Below are 20,585 nucleotides of genomic sequence, written 5' to 3'. Positions count from 1 at the left end.
TATCTCCGATCGAGGTCGCTCAACTTGGAACGACTCCGATCGAGGTTATGTTCTAATTGTGCTCAGCAAGATCCGTTAGTTGGTGGAAAGTGCTTTGAAGTGTCGGGTATAGACTGCGATAGACTTGGTAGTAAGCCTCATATTTCTGTTGGTTTACCACGTTTGGTTCTACTCGATCTGTGACTTGAATCCAATCTTCACAAAGCTTAGGGATTTCCACTTGTAGGACACCAGATGCAGCCATGATAGCAGCGCCGTAAGCAGGTCCGTCCGTCGAGTTAACAGTAACAACTGAGATTCCGAAAATGTCGGCAATCATCTGACGCCAGAATGGACTTCTAGCGCCACCGCCGTTTACTCGAAGCTCAGTCACCTCGATACCTGACTCACGAATTAATTCCATAGAATCACGAAGTCCGAAGGTAATGCCTTCAAGTACAGCTCGGGTCAAATGGGATTTCCCGTGTCTCAAGTTAAGACCAATGAAAGCGCCGCGTGCCTTGGGATCTGGGTGTGGCGTGCGCTCGCCTGATAAGTAAGGAAGGAACAATAAACCTTCGCTGCCAAGTGGGGCTGTAGCCGCATCAGCTGTCAAAATCTCATACACGTCTTTGCCTTCTTGCTGTGCACGTTCAAGTTCCTCGCTAGCGAAGTGATTACGCCACCATTGAAACGAGCCGCCCGCCGCGAGCATGACGCCCATACGATGCCACTTGCCTGGCACACCGTGACAGAAGGAATGAAGGCGGTACGCTTCATCAGCCTGATAGGTGTCGTCGTGTACGAAGACGACACCTGAGGTGCCGAGCGCCACCGAGGCGATGCCTTGGCGGACGACGCCAACACCCACGGCGCCGCAGGCTTGGTCGCCGCCGCCGACAACGATCGGCGTGCCTGGGGCTAAGCCGGTGAGCGCCGCTGCCTCCGGCAGCAGGTGTCCGGCAATGTCGCCGGACTCATAGAGCGGCGGCAGCCACTCGAGCGGGATTTCCAACCGCTCTGCGACGGTTTGGGACCAGCTGCGGTTGGCTACATCAAGCAGCAGCGTGCCGCTTGCGTCGGCCATGTCCATGCCGAACGCACCCGTCAGGCGCAGCCTGACATAATCCTTCGGCAGCAGCAGATGCCGAACGCAGGCGTAGTGCTCCGGCTCATGCTGCCGGAGCCAAAGGAGCTTAGGCGCGGTGAAGCCGGTCAGCGCCTGATTGCCTGTGAGGCGGCCGAGCTCGGCTTCGCCGACGGTCGCCTTGATGTAGGCGCACTGCTCCGCGGTGCGCTGATCGCACCAGAGCAGCGCAGGCCGGATGACCTGCTGCGCCTCGTCGAGGAAGACCGATCCGTGCATCTGGCCGGAGAAGCCAACACCTGCAACTGCATCGCCAGATACGCCTGTGTTAGTCAAGAGTCCTTGTATACCTGCAATGGTGGCTTGCCACCAATCTTCTGGTTGCTGCTCAGCCCAACCTGGATGTGGTTGGTACAGCGGATATTCAACGGAATGCGAGCCAATAACAGTGCCGGCTTCATCCACTAGAATGCATTTAATAGCAGAAGTACCTAAATCTAAACCCATAAAATAAGTCATGAGGATCACCCTTTTGTCAATGAGTATGGTTATTACTTCGTATTTCTTTGTTTGTTTATTGAATATACAAAGATAACTAAATCAATGTATTCGCGCCGGCTCTTCAATATCCTTCTTTATGAAAGATATTTTCTTATGAATTTTAAAAGTTACGTCGACTTAGGTGATAAATAACTTGTCTCAAAATTTTCCCAAGGGAAAAATAATTTCAGTGGAACATAAATGTTTACCTGTGGCATATGGTATGGATATGTAGTATACTACATATAAAAGTTTCCCTAGAACAACATTATTGGTCATGTGAAAGAAGGGTTAAGCTATGGATATTGCACAAAAAGAAGAGATTCAGGAACCGATCGGATGGCGTAAAGATTCCTCAATGCCGAGTCTGCCTGAAGTTCATCATAGTATGAAAGTACCTAAAAAAGCAGGCTTTTTTCGAAAGTTGTTAGCCTTCGTGGGGCCAGGTTATCTGGTAGCTGTCGGTTATATGGATCCCGGTAACTGGGCGACTGACTTGGCTGGCGGCTCACAATTTGGTTATACGCTGCTTTCCGTTATTTTAATATCTAATCTTATGGCCATTCTCTTGCAGGCTTTGTCTGGTCGTCTGGGCATTGTGACAGGTAGAGATTTGGCGCAAGCATGTCGTGATCATTATAGTAAGCCCGTTTCTTATGTGCTTTGGTTTCTGTGCGAGCTTGCGATTGCAGCTTGTGATCTAGCCGAAGTCATCGGTGCCGCGATCGCTTTGCAACTGCTGTTCGGTTTACCACTCATCTATGGAGTGATTCTGACGGCATTAGATGTTATCTTGGTTCTTATGCTCCAGAAAAAAGGCTTTCGCTATATTGAAGCGATGGTTATTAGTTTAATTGCACTTATTATGGTTTGTTTTATTATGGAGTTAATTTTCTCGCAACCTGAATTTGCTGCTGTAGCTGCAGGTTTCATCCCTACAACTGAAATTGTTACGAATCCAGCTATGTTATATATTGCCCTAGGTATATTAGGTGCAACTGTCATGCCGCATAATTTATATTTGCACTCATCCATTGTTCAGACTCGTCAAATTGAACCAACAATCGAGGGGAAACGCGAAGCGATCAAATTTTCAACGATTGATACAACGGTTGCCTTGATGCTAGCTTTATTCGTAAACGCGGCGATTCTCATTCTTTCGGCGGCAGCGTTTCACTCGGCTGGGAAAGAGGTAGCAGAAATTCAAGATGCCTATCATCTTTTAGGGCCTATGTTAGGTACGGGAGCGGCGAGTATATTATTTGCAGTCGCACTCCTAGCTTCAGGTCAAAACTCAACGCTGACTGGAACACTTGCCGGACAGATTGTCATGGAAGGATTCCTCAACATTCGACTCACACCTTGGCTCCGTCGGTTGATTACGAGATTGATTGCCATCATCCCTGCAGTAATCGTTATTGGTATCTATGGGGAAAGTGGGGCAACAGATCTTCTCATACTCAGCCAAGTGATTTTGTCCTTGCAGTTATCTTTTGCCGTGATCCCGCTTGTGACTTTTACATCTGATCGTAAAAAAATGGGCGTGCTCGTGATCCCGAAATGGATGGCAATCTTGAGTTGGTTTGTAGCTATTGTAATCGCTGGATTGAACGCTTATCTGCTGTATACTACTTTTTTTGGATAAAAAGGAATAGATAGGAATAGATCGTGCTGAATCGGGGGAGAGATCCCTCGATTTTTCATTTACCTCTTTTTCTAAAGCCTAATCAATGGTATTATAGAGAATAGTGTTGAAATGGCAAGTGGTCTACATGCACTTCATTGAAGGGGGAAAGGGCTTTTGCTAAAGAGAACTTTAATCGGATTAGTACGTAGTCATGAAACGACAGGGGAAAAAGCTAGAGATCCTTTACTTAAAACTAGATATTTTAAGCTGCCGAAGGAGCAAGTTTGGGAAGAAGTAACTGCTGTATTAAAGAAAACGCCAGGTTACAAGCTTTTACATGAGGTTCCGAATGTAGGCGAAATTCTTGCTGAGCGCAAAACGGTGACTGGGAGAACGCAAGATGTGACTTTGACCTTGTTTGCCATTAATCCTGTGAAAACAGCTGTTGATATTTATTCAGCTTCACGTGGTTCGATGGGGGATCTTGGTTCCAATTATCGTACGATCTTAGATATTTATAAACAATTAGACCGTAAGCTTGCTTCATATAAAATTGATGGATAACAAAAACAGCAGGGAAGCTTGGCCTCCTTGCTGTTTTATTTATGTGGATTAAACTAATTTTTTAACAGCTTCAACAGCTGCTTCGTAGTTCGGGTGAGCTGTCATTTCGCCAAGGTATTCAACGTATTGAACAGTGTCATTAGCGTCGATTACGAAAATAGCACGCATATCCAATTGGATTTCTTTGATCAGTACGCCATAAGCTTCGCCAAAGGATTTTGTCTTGTAATCAGACAATGTGATCACTTTGTCAATGCCTGCAGCGCCACACCAGCGAGCTTGTGCGAAAGGAAGATCAACGCTAATTGTAAGAACAGCAACATTCTCGCCTAGGCTTGCTGCTTCTTCATTGAAACGACGTGTTTGTGCATCACAAACGCCTGTATCCAAGGAAGGAACTACGGAGATCAATTTCACTTTGCCTGCATAGTCAGCAAGTGTAACTTGTGTCATCAAATCTTTGTTAACTGTAAAGTTAGGTGCTTTGTCACCTACTTTAATTTCGGGACCTACCAAAGTGATAGGATTGCTTTTCAGGGTAGCAACACCAGTACGTTCTTGTGCCATTGAATGTTTTCCTCCTTTATTATCCATGTTAAATAACAACTTACTTATTATAAGCTTTTTGCTGATAAGTTGTCCAATCGTTGCTATAGAGCTATAATCGGAGTCAATATAGGAGTATGGTTTCGTCATCAAGTAGTGAATTCGGGGGAATTACTCAAGTGGAATTAAGACAATTGCAATATTTTGTGAAAGTAGCTAGGAAGCAGCATGTGACCCAAGCGGCGGAAGAGTTGCATGTGGCGCAATCTGCTGTTAGCCGGCAAATTCACTTACTGGAAGAAGAGTTAGGTGTCGAGTTGTTTGTTCAAAAGGGACGTAATTTACATTTGACCTCTGTAGGGCATTTATTTCTAAGTCGTGTAGAAGGAATTCTAACGGACTTAGAACGTGCAGTAGGTGAAATTCATGAGTTTCTCGATCCAGAAGCTGGAGAGATTCGCATTGGATTTCCGCACAGCCTAGTCATTAACTTACTGCCTGCTGTCGTTGCGGCTTTTAAGAAAAATCATCCGAATGTGAAGTTTCGATTGCGCCAAGGTACCTACACATCTTTGATTCGTGATGTATCAAAAGGTGAGATCGATCTCGCCTTTATTTCGCCATTTCCAGAATCGCATGAGCATGTGACGGGCGAGATTTTGTTAACGGAAGAACTGTACGCGATTATTCCTTCCAATCATATTCTTGCTGATTACACGTCTATTCGACTTGAACAGTTGAAGAATGAGCCGTTTGTTATGTTCAGTGAAGAATATACGCTGCGAACAATTGTGATGGAAGCTTGTCAGAAGGCGGGCTTCGTCCCTAAGATTGAGTTTGAGGGTGAAGAGACAGATACGATTCGTGGTCTTGTTGCCGCGGGTATGGGTGTCAGCTTGCTTCCAGCGATGGCTTTGTTAGAAAGTGGGCAAACACAGCCAGTCAAGATTCGTGTGACCGATCCGCATGTTACAAGAACAGTTGGATTGATTTGTCGTAAGGATGTGAAGCTGCCATTGGTGGCTGAAGTGTTTCGACGGTTTCTATATGAATATTTCAAATAAAAGAAGCTCTACCGCCAGGTGCCTCAGCACCCGATCGGGAGAGCTTTTATTTTTAGTCGTCGTTATTGCGACCATTGAAAATCATAAGGTATTTCAGAAGCTCAAGCACAGAGATCAATGCCGCGGCCACGTAAGTTAATGCTGCTGCATTCAGAACTTTGGCTACGCCGCGTTCTTCTTCATTAGAAATGAATCCTTGTGCCACCATTTCATCGCGTGCTCTTGAGCTGGCGTTAAATTCGACAGGTAACGTGACAAGTTGAAAAGCTACGGCTGCTGCGAAGAAGATGATACCCACACCCAAGAGCCATGGGATCTGCTGAAAGAAGAATCCCGCTAGGATTAAGATGGGGGCCACGCCGGAAGCGAAATTAACGACAGGGAACATCTTGTGTCGCGCGACGAGCATCGGGTAATGAACTTGATGTTGGATTGCATGACCCACTTCGTGACAAGCGACTGACACGGCTGAGATGGAGCTCTGGTAGTAGACGGGTTCTGATAATCGTACGGTTCGAGCCATTGGATCGTAGTGGTCTGTCAGTGTTCCTGGAACAGCTTCAACAGGTACATCATATAGACCGTTAGCGTCTAACATTCGTCTTGCGGCCTCTGCGCCAGTCATGCGCGAGTAGACGGGGACATTCGACCATTTGTTGAAGGTTCCTCGTACTCGGAATGAAGCCCACATCGAAAGGGCGAAGGCAATAATAATGAGAAAATCCATTGGATGAAAAAACATAGGGCACTCCTCCGTAATTCATTATGAGAACGGATTTTTACCTAGAAGGACAATAAGTGCTTCAATGCAAGCGGCGGTAGGTTGTGTAAGGATGTGATACAGCTTTTTCAGTTGTTTGGGCTTCAATTGTTGAACAAGTGGGCTCAATTCTTTGGCTTCCTTCATTAATTGTTCAAGGTGTAATTGAAGTGATGTAAGCTTATCTGTCACCGTATCATCGGAGGTCACTTTACTCCATTGTTGTAATTGAGCTTTGATTTCCTCTAAGGTATATTTCTCGTTCTTCATCGATTCAATACGTTTAAGTCGATGCAAGGTTTCACCACTGTATAGACGATAGTTCGTATCCGATCTTTTCTCGGGTTCGATTAAGCTAAGCTTGGTGTAGTAATCAATGGTTCGAGGGCTTACATCAGCAAGCTTTGCGAGTTCTCCAATTTTATAAAGCTTCTCATTCCCCATGCTAAATTCACCTCTACTCCAATGGTTTTAAATTTCTTTCTTCTATATAAACATGATAACTGATAATAAACCGTACAGTCAAACGTGATGCTTCGCAAACCTGACATTGGATAATGGTGTAAAAAGGGTGTTTTAGGATTGAATATGTGCCGAAACACGAATTATGCCTGTTTCATGTCAGGTTATTTTTCGCTTTTTTCAATTTTTTAACGAAAATCCTATTGTCAAACCCAAATAACATGTATATAATGACATTAAGAGTTTCATTACATGTTACTTAATCTAACATTAAAGGAAGTGGTCGTATGGTTAAGAAATTGTTGTTAGCTTTCGGTCTTATGTCATTATTGTTCCCTACACTCGCATTTGCAGCGGATGAGGCAACAGCACCACAATTACAGAGTGCAATTGATGCGGTGTGGGTAATGTTAGCAGCAATCTTAGTCATTTTCATGCAAGCTGGTTTTGCACTTTTAGAAGCGGGGTCAACTAGAATGAAAAATGCCGGTCACGTAGCCGGTAAAACGATTTTAACTTTCGGATTATGTGCCATTGCTTTCTGGGCTGTAGGATTTGGTTTCGCCTTCGGTGATGGAAATGCATTCTTCGGAGAAACAGGATTTTTCGTAACGGGGTTAGAAGATCAAGCTGCGGCAGCTTTCAGTTCTCTTTCTTTCTCTGATGTGCCAATCGGTATTAAATTCTTATTCCAACTAGCTTTCGCTGGTGTATCCTTAGCTATTGCTTTTGGTGGATTCGCAGAAAGAGCAAAGCTTCCGGTTTATTTCATCTTCGGTATTTTGTTCACAGTAATTATCTATCCAATTGTAGCGCACTGGGTATGGGGCGGCGGTTGGTTGAGCAAATTGGGTATGCAAGATTTCGCGGGTTCAACAGTTGTCCATTTGCAAGGTGCAACAGCGGCATTAGTTGCAACAATCTTGCTTAAACCACGTATTGGCAAATATAATAAAGATAAAACGCCAAACTTGATTCCTGGTCACAACCAAGTATTGTCTGTTCTAGGTGTTATCATCCTTTGGATCGGTTGGTTCGGTTTCAACCCAGGTAGTACGCTTAGTGCAATGGGTGATGGATTCTTCGGTTATATCGCATTGACAACGAACATGGCTGCTGCGGCAGGAGCTGTAGCTGCGTTGATTATCTCTTGGATGTATTTCGGTAAAGCAGATATTCCTAGCATGTTAAATGGTGTTCTGGCAGCACTTGTTGCCATTACTGCAGCATGTGCGTTCGTAGATGCTTGGGCTGCTCTTGTTATTGGCGCAGTAGCTGGTATCGTTACATTCTTCACAGCACAATGGTTTGAAAAAGCGGGAATTGACGATCCGATCTATGCTTTCTCCGTACATGGTATCGCTGGTATCTGGGGTACGCTTTCCACTGGTTTGTTCGCAACACCTGAGCTATCTGCGAAGGTTGGTATCGGTGGTGCAGGCTTATTCTACGGCGGTGGCTTCCACCAACTAGGTGTTCAAGCGCTTGGTCTTGCTGGAGCTCTAGCATTCGTACTTGTTCTTTCCTTCATTATTCTTAGTATTCTTAAAGCAACAATCGGTCTTCGTGTTACAGAAGAAGAAGAAATCATTGGTCTGGATCTGTCTGAGCATGGTTCATACGGTTATCCTGAGCAAATGAAAAAAGCAGCTCAAAACGGAGTTTCCGTTTAATAACACTTATACTTTCTACTAGAGCAAAGGGGATGCAACATGAATCATCTCTCAATGGAACGGATCCTGGAACGCATTCATCAGTCGGAGCAATTCGAAGAGATGCGAATTACCAGAGATCAGGTGCATGAGATGTTTCGGGAGCATCTCCTTTTTTCCTATACACCCGAGACAGGTCAGCAAATTAATCAATTTCATGATACGTTGATTCAACGAACTGCGCAGATTGCTGAATATTTGTTGGAGGATGAAGGTTACGGAAAGCCGCCTGTTTCCTATGCTTTTATTCTATTGGGTAGTGGTGGAAGAAGGGAGCAAACGCTCTGGAGCGATCAGGACAACGGACTTATTTACGGTGATAGTGAAACACATTCGCAAGAAGAATTGGCTGTTTACTTTGAGAAACTAACAACCTATATTCTTCACGGATTGAATGTATTAGGATACCCGCCTTGTGAAGGAAATGTAATTTCGAGTAATCCGCAGTGGCGCAAGTCGCTGCAAGGATATACAGAAATGATGCTAGGCTGGTGTAAGGAACCCGATTGGGAAAATGTGCGGTATTTGCTAATTTTGGCTGATGTGCGTTGTATCTATGGTTCTGAGGCATTAGTGGTGAAGCTGAAACAGTCATTTCTTGCATATGTAAAGGAACATCCTAGTCTCTTGAAATATTTATTGTCGAACACGCTGCATCACAAAATTTCGTTAGGTATATTAGGGCATTTGATTACCGAGCGATATGGTGAAGATGCGGGTGGATTTGATATCAAATACGGCGCTTATATTCCGATCGTCAATGGGATTCGGCTGCTTGCTATCCAAGCGGGAATTCTGGCTACTTCAACTATGGAACGGATCATGCAGCTCAAGGTGGCAGGGATATCCGTACAGCTGGCAAGTGAGTGGGAAGTGGCATTCACTATTGCCTTACAGTTAAGGGATAGTACACCTTTCCTGTTAGAAGAGGAGAATTATACGACAAGAGGTAAACTTTCATCGCATCAGTTGAATAAAGAGGTTCGATTACAATTGAAACAGTGTCTTCGAACAGGAATTGCCTTACAGAAGTATGTTAGTAAATCGATAGAGTCACATATAGAGAGAGACAAAGGTTAGTTATATCGGATTCGGAAATCGCGTTCTAGGGAGAGGTGAATCGCGTGAAGGATATGCGTCCAGCAGGTCGTATGTGGCATTTATATAAGATGGGTGGTTTAACGCCAGCCCTAACCTCGATGTTTGATGTACAAAGTGCGCAACAAATGGCCTTCATTCGGTCCATGCTGAAAGAGCAACGAAAGGATTCACTGTTTGAAATTCCTCTACATTCGATGGAAATTGTGGTGTTTGATCTGGAAACGACAGGTTTCTCTCCTTATAACGGTGATGAAATTATTTCATTCGGGGCTGTCTCTGTTATTGGCAGTGAAGTGCAGACGCAAGAGACCTTTTATAAAATGGTGAATCCCAAACGGAAGATTCCGGATGAGATTGTGAAATTAACGGGCATTACGAATGAAATGGCAAGTGATGCACCTGATTTAATCGGTGTGTTGAGTGATTTCTTAGAATTCGTTCAACAGAAAATCCTTGTAGCGCATGCCATTGGACATGATAAAAACTTTTTGAACTCAGCGTTATGGCGTACATCCAAAGTAAGCTTATCCCATCGTGTTTTAGACATCATGATGATTGCAAAGTGGCTAATGCCCAAACGGAAAAACCTGAGCTTAGACTCGCTGCTGCATGCTTATGATGTTCCTGTGACAGTAAGGCATCATGCGCTTGAGGATGCGTTGATGACCGCGCAGTTATGGTCCCGATTAATGGGGGAAGTCAGAGCGAGAGATGTAGATACATTAGGCGATTTATATGCTTTATTAAGCCATCATTGACCGATGACAAACGAAAGTTTGTGATATGCGGTAGTGGTGGTTTTTTTTAGAGAATAGACCTGGAGATTGGGATTTGCTTCGTCTTGTAAGGATAAAATCCAATAGCTTGGAACGGTGTGCCAGAGTGTGGAGAGGTCTTCAGCAGAAGGTACTGGCGCGGCGGTGGGATGTGAATGGAAGATGCCAACCATAGGATGGTTTTTGTTAGATAGATAGGGAATCATTTCAATTGGTTGTATAACGAATTGCCTTGTTGGATGTTCGGCGTGATTGTGGAGAGGTATGAACGTATGTACATGAATTTCATTTGAAGACTGGGATGAGGAATCCCCTAGCAGGATACCGCATGCTTCATTAGGGAGCGAACGCATACTATAGGAGACTAATTCGTCAAAGATTTTTCTAGTCAAATGTACGCTCACTTGCGCTCGCTCCCTCATCATGCGTGACATGAGGTTAGTATATCACGTTTGTTCTTTCAGTTCTGCCTTCGGTTTAATGAAGAAGAATACGAGTGCTAGCATAAGTAAAGACAACGAGGCGACTGTGATGAATAGCGTTTTGTGAGAAATACTCATGAGCCAACCGAAAAGTGGAGGGCCGAAGGCGACGCCAATAAATCGTAAGCTATTATAGAGGGAAGTAATCATACCGCGCTGCTCACGCTCAACCGATCCGGTTATGAGTGTGTTTAAGCATGGAAGAAGGAGCCCTGTGCCTATTCCACTGAGCGATAATAAGCCTATGAATACAAACAGGTTCCCATTTAGGAATGTAGCCAATGTGAGTGAGACAACCATGGTCATAAGCCCGATATTCATGAGCCATCGCATGAGTTTGCCATTTTGTTTGATTTTAGCCCCCGTAGTATATGAAGTAATAACGAGACAGAGCAGCGGGATTGCGAGGATAAGTCCCTTGCGCACCCCCTCAATATTGTAAGGCTTCTCTTCAAGGATTTGGGAGAGGTAGAAAAGGACGCCGAATAAAATAAATAAGGTGATCGAGCCAGCAACAAAAGCAGGAAGAAGCCAATGGCCTTTACTCTTCAAGATGGTTGTGATCTGTTTCAAATATTGACGAAGCGGTTCAGCTTCTTTCTCTTTGGGAGGTTCTTTGATCATGAACATAACAGCAAGCAGGGCGAGTAAACAAAACAAGGGAAATGCAAAAAAAGGTGCAAACCATATGATTAACGCTAACAGAGAGCCGAGGATGGGGCTCACCACTTTGCCGATACCATTGGAGGCTTCGATAAGTCCAAGCGCTTTGCTAGCGCTAGGACCTTTATAGATATCTCCGACGAGGGCCATTGCAATTGGGGCTGTTCCTGCAGCGCCAACCCCTTGTATAGCTCGGGAGGCTATAAGGATCGGATATGAGTGCCATACGGCGCCTAGCCCGGCGAGAATGCCAGCAGCTCCATACACGATGAGTGAAGGGATGATAACGGATTTGCGAGTAAAACGATCGGATAAATAACCGGATACCGGGATGATGATGCCTGCTGTCAGTGAAAATAAGGTGATGATGAGCGAGCTTTGGAATCGGGAGATGTTCATTTTCTCTTGCAAGTCAGGTAGGATAGGAACTAACATGGAATTGCCAAGGACAAGTACCAAGGGGATAGAGGCAAGTGCAAGATATTGCCAAACGCTTTCCTTTGCATTCGTGTCATTTTTATTGGAAGTCTTATCGTGTTCGTAAATTCTCATTTTATTTAAAGCGTTCTTACCTTTTGGGGGAAGTGTTGCTTGTTTCATGTAGACGTATCCTTTCCTTGCAAAGAGTAGGTTTACTTTTCCCTATTGGCATGAAAGCATACTTCTACATGGTGATGTTGGAATTTTCGCTAATTTGGAGATAATATAGAGAGAGTGGAGGTTGATACTGTGAAGAAGAATCTCATCGTGATTGCTTTCGTCGTGTTATTGGCGGGCATTGCGATTTATCAAAATGTACGAAATGAAAATAAACAAACATTGATGCCAAGTGAGCAAGCGGCGAAAGTTAATTTCTTAGCTCCTTCTTTTACCTTGCAAGGGTTGGATGGGAAGGATTATTCTGTCGGCGGCCCGCGTGAGAAACCGATGTTTGTGAATTTTTGGGCTTCCTGGTGTGGTCCGTGTGAGGAAGAAGCGCCTGATCTAGTGAATTTGTATAAAAAATACGAAGGACAATTTGATCTTTATGCGGTGAATGTGACCCCTGGGGATAAAATGGAGAATATAAAAAAGTTTGTTGACACGTATCAATATCCATTCCCTGTGCTGCTAGATAAACAAGGGACGAATGCGGATACCTATCAGGTTATCGCCATTCCAACGAGCTTTCTGATTGATAAAAATGGTGTAATCCGTGAAATTATCCATGTGCTTTCCCCGAAGGAACTTGATAAGAAGATGGCTAATCTGCTCAAAGAAGAATGAGCGAATGCAAAAAAAGCTGCAAAGAGGCATGATGCTCTTGCAGCTTTTTCGTACCTATTAATGATTCACTAAGCCTAGTCGTTCATGTTGCTCTGTTTTGGCAGGTTCAACACGTTGTCTGCTGATTAAAGCATAACGTAAGCTGTCTACGAGTGCGTACCAGCTCGCTTCAATGATATTAGTGGATACGCCAAGTGTGTTCCATGATGTCTTGAAGTCGGTGGATTCCATGAGAACGCGAACCTTACCGGCAGTAGCATCCTTCTCATCCAATACACGTACCTTATAGTCAGAAAGATGAACATTCTTAATGTCAGGATAGTATGGAATTAATGCTTTGCGCAGGGCGTTATCTAATGCATTCAAAGGGCCATTCCCTTCGGCTGCTGTGTAAGTTGTTTCGCCATGCACTTTCACTTTAACGATCGCTTCAGAAACGACCGAATGGTTAGGGGTTTTCTCGACGAGTATTTTGAAAGACTCTAGCGTGAAGATTTCTTCAAGACCTTCGAATGCTTCGCGAAGCAAGAGTTCAAGTGTCGCGTCTGCACCTTCGAATTGGTAGCCTTGATGCTCCAAGTCCTTGATTTTCTCGATAATATCTTTGGTCTTCTGGTGTTCTCGGTTGAAATCCAAGTTGAGCTCTTGAGCTTTCACGAGTACGTTGCTTTGACCAGCGAGCTCAGAAACTAGAACGCGTTGCTTATTTCCTACAAGCTCAGGCTTCGTATGTTCATACGTGCTAGCATCCTTGAGGATGGCAGAGACGTGAATGCCGCCTTTGTGAGCAAATGCTGCATTGCCAACGTAGGGTTGGTTAACAGGCATGTGCATGTTGGCGATTTCGCTGATGTATCTCGAAACGGATGTCAGTGATTTCAATTGATCGGAAGAGATGACCTCGTAACCCAGTTTCAATTGCAAGTTAGGGATAATCGAGCTTAGGTTTGCATTACCGCAACGCTCGCCATAACCGTTAATAGTCCCTTGAACTTGTCTTGCGCCAGCTTGTACGGCTGCTAAGGAGTTCGCTACACCTAATTCACAATCATTATGAGCGTGAATACCAACTGGTGTGGAGACGTGCTGCGTAACTGTGGTTACGATGGCTGTAATTTCGTTTGGCAAAGATCCGCCATTCGTATCACATAATGTAATCCAATCGGCACCAGCATCTTGTGCCTTTTTGATGGTTTGGAGTGCATAATCTGGATTGTTCTTGTAGCCATCGAAGAAATGCTCGGCATCATAAATGACTTCCATTCCGCTATTTTTCAAAAAGAGAACGGAATCATAAATCATGTTCAAGTTTTCTTCAAGTGTAGTTTGAATCGCAGTCGTTACATGAAAGTCCCATGACTTTCCGAAAATTGTGGCGACCTGAGCGCCTGATTCAACCAGACGGTTGAGGTTAATATCGTCCGCGGCGATTGAATCTTTGCGTCGTGTGCTCCCGAACGCGGTGATTTTGGCATTCGTAAATTTCATCGTACGGGCACGCTCAAAGAATTCAATGTCTTTGCTGTTGCTGCCCGGCCATCCGCCTTCAATATAATGAACCCCAAGCTCATCGAGCTTACGGGCAATTTTGATTTTATCCTCGACGGATAGAGAGATGCCTTCTCCTTGCGTACCGTCTCGTAGGGTTGTGTCGAAGATTTTGACTGATGTTGGCATGGGTTCCTCCTTCAAAAGCTAGCAAAGTGACTTCGTTGTAAGAGATGTGTGTAGTTTCGCTTGCTTTAAAGCGCTAATGTATAATTTACGATTATAACATAAATGTACAGCTAAAGACATCATAACGTAAAATTGCGTTGGCTTGAATGATTATTTTTTTGACTTCTCAAGTTGGATGTGTTTCACTCGAAGGAGAAGGCTCTGAATTCTGTTCACTATAACTGGGAGGTCGTGAATATGGTGTCAGTAGAGCATCATTATCCCAAGCAAGGCAGAGTCATTTTACATATTGATATGAATGCTTTCTATTGCTCGGTACATGAGGCGGTAGAGCCTGACTTATATAAAGGAAAGCCTCTTGCTGTTGCTGGAAGTGTGGAGCTGCGCAGGGGAATAATCGTTACTTCATCATATGCAGCACGGAAGCTAGGGATCAAGACGGGCATGCAAGTTAGGCAAGCGCTGAAAATTTGTCCGGATCTCATCTTGATTAGACCTGATTTTGATCTCTATCGTAATTTCTCTAGAAGGTTTATGCAGATAGTCTATGGATATTCACCTTTGGTAGAATCTATGTCTATTGATGAATGTTTTGTAGATATCACAGGTTCCAAACAATTTGGAACGCCGCTAGAAATCGCGAATAGTATTCAAAAAAGAATTATGAAAGAATTGCAGCTTCCTTGCTCCATTGGCGTTGCGCCCAATAAGTTGCTGGCGAAGATGGGTTCAGATATGAAAAAGCCGAATGGCATTACTGTATTGCGGCTTCGTGATGTGCCAACTGTGTTTTGGGATAAGCCGTGTAATTATTTGTACGGAATCGGCAAAAAAACAGCAGAGAAGCTTACGCGGCTTGGCATCCATACCTTAGGTCAGTTGGCTGTCGGGGATGATGCCTTACTGAGCAAGCATTTCGGCGTGTTGGGAGCTCATTTGAAGCGCTCTGCGAATGGGATTGATACTTCACCCGTGAATCCAGAACAGGAGCAGAGTAAGTCGATCGGACATACAACGACATTGCCGCGAGATTATACGGATCGTGTTGAAATTCATCGTGTCTTACTGAATTTAGCGGATCAAGTAGCGAGAAGGCTGCGCAGGCAGGAGCTCATGACTTCGACGATTCAAATTACAATCCGTGATCCCGAGATGAGGACGATAACAAGATCACTTACACTGCCAACGCCTACTGAACACATGGATGATATTTATCGGACCTCCTGTCAGCTATACGATCATCAATGGGAGGATGGAAATCCAGTTCGGCTCTTGGGTATTACCCTGCAGAGCTTGGTTGCCAAAGAAGAATCCTACGTACAATTGGATTTATTCGATTATGAGAAACAGCCGCGTAGGGAGAATTTGAATAAAGTGATGGATGGTCTGCGGGATAAATTTGGCGAAGGAGTTATTCTAACAGCCGGTATGATGAGTGATGATCCATCTTCCTTGATACGGAACCATAAGGTAAGAGGGACATCCCTGCAAATGGACCATCTGCGAAATAATCCGTTGCATAAAGAAACAGGAGAGTGAATGGCATGGCTCATTGTTTGGGCTTCGCGGGATTTTCCAATAGTGGGAAAACGACGTTGGTCGCAAAGCTTACAATTGAAATGAAGCTTCGCGGCCATCGGATTGCGGTTATGAAACATGATGCGCATGGACATTATAAAGAAGCGAAAGGAGCCGACTCAACGATTTATGCGGAGTCAGGCGCAGACGTTGTAGTAACGCTCTCTCCAGATGCTTTGCACGTATATGAGAAGAAAGAAACGCCAAGCCTAGAAGAACAATTACTAGCTTATGCCCATCTTGATTATATTTTTATTGAAGGTTTTAAGAGGGAAAAGCATCCAAAGATTGCGGTCTATCGTACAATAGAACAAAGAGAAATGATTATGGGAGTCGTACCAACACCAATAGCGGTTATGACCGATCTCTCTAATCTAGAAGATGACCTCGCGCATCCACGCTTCAATTTGAATGATATCCGTGGAATTGCGGACTTTATTGAGCAATATTTTGTGGATTGTCAATTTTAAGGTTTGAACTTTGTCCGTATTTATATTATATTTTACAATGAGGATAATTTGAGGAGGAGTAGAAAACATGGCAAAGTATACATTCGTTGATAAAGATACTTGCATCGCTTGCGGCGCTTGCGGAGCTACAGCTCCAGATATCTATGATTACGATGATGAAGGTTTGGCGGAAGTGATTTTTGATGGTGATGGAAACAAAGGGGTTACTGAAATTCCTGAAGATCTTTTTGATGATCTACAAGATGCTCAAGATGGCTGCCCAACAGACTCCATTAAAGTTGCGGATTCACCTTTTAGCTAATCATAATTTAAAATCATTTTGTGAAAACTCGCGAAATGTCGAAAGAGCTCGTTTCCTGAAAAGGAACGGGCTCTTTTTTTGATGAAATATTGTGAAATTTGTAACAATTTATTGCCAATTCTTACATAGCATCTTACAATGAAACTAGTAAACACAGGGAGGATTATATGGGTAAGAAGAAATGGATTAAGACTTTAGTAGTAGGACTCCTATTAATGGTATTTTCGACATATTTCTACACTGTGAACTCGAGCGGATTATTTTATTTTGTTGAAGGTCCTCTCCAAGATACTTTGCGTGGTGCGAAATCCATTGAAGAGCGTCAGCCGGATGATCGCATCAAGATTGTGAAAATCGATGATAAATCGCTCGCAGCGATCGGAAAGTTTCCATGGGATCGAAGTACATATGCACAAGTTATTGAAAAACTTGAACAATCAGGTGTAGCCGCCATCGGTATCGACGTTGTGCTTGCAGAGCCTTCGAAGAATCCTGCTGATGATAAAGCGTTAGCCGATGTGCTTGCGAAGTACAATAATATTATTTTGCCCGTACAAATAAATTACCCCTCCAAACAACAGTCTGCAGGCGATCTAGTTCCTGAGAGAATTGATTATCCCTCCTCAACACTAACAACCAAGAGAAATCAAATGGCTCATATCAATGTATTTGTTGATAAGGATGGCAAAGCGCGCAAGTTGCCCGTCGGTTTACCTGATGAGAAAGGTGCCTACATACCAGCATTCAGCGTGGCGCTAGCGAATTTAGTTTTGGAAGATAGTGAGAAAGTAAAGCGTGATCCAGCGACTGGAGAATGGTTGCGAGGGAATGAAGTCGTACCTACCAACGAAAGAAATCAAGTAACGACTGAGTTTTTCACACTGCCGAGACAGAAGGTAGACGCGACAACCGGTTATGAATTGCTATCATTCGTGGATGTACTAAATAGTACAAAGCCATTGCCTTTAAAGGGGAGTATTGTTCTTGTAGGCCCGTTTGTAACAGCCATGCAGGATGAATATCCGACACCGATCTCTTCGGTTAAGATGTTCGGGATTGAAATTCACGCGAATATGATTCAAACCTTGCTAGAGAGTGCTTTCTATAATGATGCATCGAAATCTGCAGGGATTGCTATTATTCTATTGATTTCATTGCTTGCTATCTTTCTTTTCGAGAAGTTCAATGGAAAGACAGCTCTATTTATTTTCTTAGGCATGTTCGTGATTTATGGCCTAGTATGGTTAGGGTTCTATAGTATTGGTTCTTTGTTCTTACCGTTGGTGTATCCGCAATTTGCACTCGTGACTATCTATGTATGGTCCTTGGTCAGCCACTATTTAGAAGAGCGAAAAGAAAGAAACCGGGTTACTGGTATTTTCGGCCGATTTGTCTCCAAAACCGTTGTGGATGAGCTTCTTCAGTCGGGTGAAGATGTGAAGCTTGGTGGAAGTCGCAAAGATATTTCCTTAATATTTGTTGATATTCGCGGATTCACGCCGATGTCGGAACGATTAGAGCCTGAGCAAGTCATTCAGGTGTTAAATGAATATTTGGACGTATGTACGAAGGCAATCTTCAAGTTCAATGGCACGTTGGATAAGTTTATCGGTGATGGTGTAATGGCGATGTTCGGCGCTCCTATTGAGTATGAGAACCATCCTGAAATGGCCGTGCGTGCAGCGATCGAGATGAAGTCGCAAGCTGATATTCTTGAGCAAAAGTTGATTAAGAATTATGGCATTGGAGTTAAATTTGGATTGGGAATTAATAGTGGTCCTGCAGTTGTTGGTAACATTGGTTCTGAAGATCTGCGACTGGATTACACAGCGATCGGTGATACCGTTAACTTGTCGGCACGCCTTGAATCCAATGCCAAACCAGGCCAGATTTTAATTAGCGAGCAGACGTATGAACGTGTCAAAGATCTGTTTGTGATTGAATCCATTGGTGAGATTAAAGTAAAAGGGAAAGAAAAACCGGTTGCTGTCTATGAGGTAATCGGACATAAATAAAGTTGCTGGGAGGCATGTAGAGTGGGAATGACAAAGAAATCATATCTTTCGATCTTGTTAAGCTTTAGTTTGATATTTAGTTTCGTATCTGTGCTATTGGTTAAGCCGGTAGATGCTAAGACGGTCCGTGTTGCCATTATTTCGGCATTATCAGGCGATGTGACGATTAAAAAAGGCGGCGGCTCCAAAACGTATGATGCCTATGAGAGTATGAGTTTAAACCAAGGGGATACCGTTTATACAGGTGATAGCTCCTCAGTCACACTGAATTTAGCAAGTGGTGACGCAGATGTTACGTTAGGTGACAATGCGGAACTAAATGTGTCAGATCTCAATTCTTCCAGTGGGAATAAGAAATCCAAGCTTAAAGTTTGGGCAGGTTCGATGTGGGTCAAAGTGAAATCATTAGCGGGTGCAGATGATGAATTTGAGGTTGAAACGCCAACAGCTGTAATGGGGGTTCGCGGAACGCAATTCTTTGTTTCGGTTGATCCTGTATCTGGTAAAACGAAAATGGCTGTAGGGTCAGGGAGAGTATCGGCATCGACGGTAACTCCGAACTCGGATGATACTCAAACAACAACGATTACATACTTAAATCCGACGCAAGAAATCTCATTGGATAATCGTGAGGAAACATCGGATCTGGATTTGAAAGTGGAGTTCTTTGATTTAGAGGATTTTATTAAGCAAGCATCGCCAGAAATTATTAAAGAACTGCTGTTAAATAAAGCGGAGATCGATAAAGAGAACGAAGAGTTTATTGCGAAAAAGAAGAGTGAGATTGAAGCAGGTCTTCTTGGAGGCGATCAGACGACTCTAAGTATTAAGAATCTAGCAGATTTAGATAAAGTGAAGCAAAATCTAGAGAATTTGATTGGTAATATTGCTAAAGAAGCATTGGCTGAGAAGAAATTTGATCAAAAAGCCTTAGATAAAATTATTGAAGATTCGAATAAAAAGATCACTCAAGAGGATAAGAAGCTAGATTTATCTAAAGTGAAGCCATTGGATAAAACGGCAGGTGTGAATCCTGATTTAGAGAAAAAGAAACAAGAAGAATTGAAAAAGCTAGAAGAAGCGAAGTTGAAAGCGCAGCTGGAAAAAGATAAAAAAGCAGAGGAAGCTAAGCTTAAATTGGCTGCTGCGTTGAAAAAATTAGAGGAAGAAAAGAAAAAGATCGAGGCTGATAAGAAGCTTGCTGAAGAGAAAGCGAAAGCTGATGCGGAAGCGAAGTTGAAGGCTGCGTTATCGGAGCAAGAGAAAAAGGCTTTTGAGGATGCGAAGGCGGCGGAAGCGAATAAAGGGAATACTTCGACTCCTCCTCCAGTAAATTCAGGTGGTGGCTCGGGCGGCTCTGATTCTGGCGGTGGAACTGACCCGGTACAAAAGCCTATAGTTAGTTTGAGTACAACACCTATTAACCATGAAGATGTCATTGTACCAGTAACAGTTGGCACAGAGGGTGGTTCTGAAGTGGGACCAATCCCCAATAATCTTTATTACCTGAATATTGACATTACAGGAATTACAAATATTTATGCTGTAGAAGTTCATTTGCTTTATTCACGAGCCGTTTATCTTCCGTTTGTATCTCTAAAAAATAAAGATATTTTCTATAAAACAAACGCTTCAACGACTGCTGATTATATCAGAGAGTACAAGTCTAACTCTAGTGAGCTCATTTATGCTGTAACCAAATTTGGCGGCGGTGCTCCAGGTACTGCATCCGTGAAAACACCGCTTGTTAGTATTCCTTTGGGTTCCAATTTTAAAGATGAAATCAGTGTTGGTAATATTGTGATTGTGAAGAAGAATGGTGAATCATTCGAGAAACTAACGTTAGATGATCTTCAAGAGATAGACACGGTGGAGATTGAAGGGTCTTATCTTCCATAAGGGGAAAGTTCATTAG

Annotated in this window: 19 protein-coding genes; 12 read left to right on the top strand and 7 right to left on the bottom strand. The window is 43.5% G+C overall.

Translation table 11 applies throughout. The features are described 5' to 3' along the window. Positions 1-52 precede the first annotated feature (52 nt). On the bottom strand, positions 53-1,573 hold the full coding sequence (gene xylB, locus AC58QM_RS08805) for a xylulokinase (protein WP_497283625.1): 1,521 nt from the start codon (positions 1,571-1,573) through the stop codon (positions 53-55). A gap of 331 nt (positions 1,574-1,904) precedes the next feature. On the opposite strand from xylB, the gene AC58QM_RS08800 reads away from it, so the two are divergent. Together AC58QM_RS08800 and AC58QM_RS08795 are read left to right on the top strand one after the other, a co-directional pair. Further along, a complete protein-coding gene (locus tag AC58QM_RS08800) occupies positions 1,905-3,251 on the top strand; it encodes an Nramp family divalent metal transporter (protein ID WP_497283123.1) in 1,347 nt (448 codons plus the stop codon). Positions 3,252-3,407: 156 nt separating this feature from the next. Next, the gene (locus AC58QM_RS08795; protein ID WP_056616306.1) at positions 3,408-3,797 is read left to right on the top strand and encodes a DUF1499 domain-containing protein; all 390 of its coding nucleotides are present in this window, start codon (positions 3,408-3,410) and stop codon (positions 3,795-3,797) included. Between the two features lie 48 nt (positions 3,798-3,845). On the opposite strand, the gene tpx is transcribed toward AC58QM_RS08795, so the two are convergent. Continuing rightward, positions 3,846-4,364 carry a thiol peroxidase gene (gene tpx / locus AC58QM_RS08790; protein ID WP_497283121.1) on the bottom strand — a complete coding sequence of 173 codons (519 nt, stop codon included), beginning with the start codon at positions 4,362-4,364 and terminating at the stop codon, positions 3,846-3,848. A gap of 158 nt (positions 4,365-4,522) precedes the next feature. On the opposite strand from tpx, the gene gltC reads away from it, so the two are divergent. Next, positions 4,523-5,407, top strand: coding sequence for a glutamate biosynthesis transcriptional regulator GltC (gltC, locus tag AC58QM_RS08785; RefSeq protein WP_310222475.1), 885 nt, complete (start codon positions 4,523-4,525; stop codon positions 5,405-5,407). A gap of 52 nt (positions 5,408-5,459) precedes the next feature. Here the strand turns inward: gltC and AC58QM_RS08780 are convergent, their stop codons facing one another. After that, positions 5,460-6,149 carry a zinc metallopeptidase gene (locus AC58QM_RS08780; protein WP_497283119.1) on the bottom strand — a complete coding sequence of 230 codons (690 nt, stop codon included), beginning with the start codon at positions 6,147-6,149 and terminating at the stop codon, positions 5,460-5,462. A gap of 21 nt (positions 6,150-6,170) precedes the next feature. Next, positions 6,171-6,611 carry a MerR family transcriptional regulator gene (locus AC58QM_RS08775; protein ID WP_310222478.1) on the bottom strand — a complete coding sequence of 147 codons (441 nt, stop codon included), beginning with the start codon at positions 6,609-6,611 and terminating at the stop codon, positions 6,171-6,173. A 305-nt stretch (positions 6,612-6,916) separates the two neighbouring features. On the opposite strand from AC58QM_RS08775, the gene AC58QM_RS08770 reads away from it, so the two are divergent. The 3 genes from AC58QM_RS08770 to AC58QM_RS08760 are packed head-to-tail and all read left to right on the top strand — an operon-like array spanning position 6,917 to position 10,200. Further along, entirely contained in the window at positions 6,917-8,302 is a 1,386-nt protein-coding gene (locus AC58QM_RS08770; RefSeq protein ID WP_497283118.1) for an ammonium transporter, read from the top strand. 39 nt (positions 8,303-8,341) lie between these two features. Then, the gene (locus AC58QM_RS08765) at positions 8,342-9,421 is read left to right on the top strand and encodes a DUF294 nucleotidyltransferase-like domain-containing protein (RefSeq protein ID WP_497283117.1); all 1,080 of its coding nucleotides are present in this window, start codon (positions 8,342-8,344) and stop codon (positions 9,419-9,421) included. A 44-nt stretch (positions 9,422-9,465) separates the two neighbouring features. Next, on the top strand, positions 9,466-10,200 hold the full coding sequence (locus AC58QM_RS08760; RefSeq protein WP_497283115.1) for an exonuclease domain-containing protein: 735 nt from the start codon (positions 9,466-9,468) through the stop codon (positions 10,198-10,200). Here AC58QM_RS08760 and AC58QM_RS08755 read toward each other — a convergent pair. After that, positions 10,194-10,622 (bottom strand): M67 family metallopeptidase, encoded by a 429-nt coding sequence (locus tag AC58QM_RS08755; RefSeq protein ID WP_497283113.1) that lies wholly within the window; start codon positions 10,620-10,622, stop codon positions 10,194-10,196. The two genes, AC58QM_RS08760 and AC58QM_RS08755, sit on opposite strands and share 7 nt — an antisense overlap. A gap of 42 nt (positions 10,623-10,664) precedes the next feature. Then, positions 10,665-11,915 (bottom strand): MFS transporter, encoded by a 1,251-nt coding sequence (locus AC58QM_RS08750; protein ID WP_497283623.1) that lies wholly within the window; start codon positions 11,913-11,915, stop codon positions 10,665-10,667. Between the two features lie 177 nt (positions 11,916-12,092). Between AC58QM_RS08750 and AC58QM_RS08745 the strand changes: the two genes are divergently transcribed. Beyond that, positions 12,093-12,629 carry a TlpA disulfide reductase family protein gene (locus AC58QM_RS08745; protein ID WP_497283111.1) on the top strand — a complete coding sequence of 179 codons (537 nt, stop codon included), beginning with the start codon at positions 12,093-12,095 and terminating at the stop codon, positions 12,627-12,629. Between the two features lie 57 nt (positions 12,630-12,686). Here AC58QM_RS08745 and cimA read toward each other — a convergent pair whose 3' ends face one another. Next, positions 12,687-14,306 carry a citramalate synthase gene (cimA, locus tag AC58QM_RS08740; RefSeq protein WP_497283109.1) on the bottom strand — a complete coding sequence of 540 codons (1,620 nt, stop codon included), beginning with the start codon at positions 14,304-14,306 and terminating at the stop codon, positions 12,687-12,689. A gap of 237 nt (positions 14,307-14,543) precedes the next feature. Between cimA and AC58QM_RS08735 the strand changes: the two genes are divergently transcribed. The 5 genes from AC58QM_RS08735 (at position 14,544) to AC58QM_RS08715 (ending at position 20,569) form a co-directional block, all read left to right on the top strand. Continuing rightward, complete coding sequence (locus AC58QM_RS08735) at positions 14,544-15,845, top strand: DNA polymerase IV (protein ID WP_497283108.1); 1,302 nt, start codon at positions 14,544-14,546, stop codon at positions 15,843-15,845. 5 nt (positions 15,846-15,850) lie between these two features. After that, complete coding sequence (mobB, locus tag AC58QM_RS08730) at positions 15,851-16,354, top strand: molybdopterin-guanine dinucleotide biosynthesis protein B (RefSeq protein ID WP_497283106.1); 504 nt, start codon at positions 15,851-15,853, stop codon at positions 16,352-16,354. Between the two features lie 67 nt (positions 16,355-16,421). Then, complete coding sequence (locus tag AC58QM_RS08725; RefSeq protein WP_028556576.1) at positions 16,422-16,655, top strand: ferredoxin; 234 nt, start codon at positions 16,422-16,424, stop codon at positions 16,653-16,655. Positions 16,656-16,822: 167 nt separating this feature from the next. After that, positions 16,823-18,670 carry a CHASE2 domain-containing protein gene (locus AC58QM_RS08720; RefSeq protein WP_497283105.1) on the top strand — a complete coding sequence of 616 codons (1,848 nt, stop codon included), beginning with the start codon at positions 16,823-16,825 and terminating at the stop codon, positions 18,668-18,670. Between the two features lie 27 nt (positions 18,671-18,697). Then, positions 18,698-20,569 (top strand): FecR family protein, encoded by a 1,872-nt coding sequence (locus AC58QM_RS08715; RefSeq protein WP_497283103.1) that lies wholly within the window; start codon positions 18,698-18,700, stop codon positions 20,567-20,569. Positions 20,570-20,585: the final 16 nt, after the last annotated feature.

It is taken from the genome of Paenibacillus sp. J22P165, from assembly GCF_059692015.1.
The sequence above is the reverse complement of the archived record's forward strand: the minus strand, read 5'-3'. Positions and strand labels throughout refer to the sequence as shown.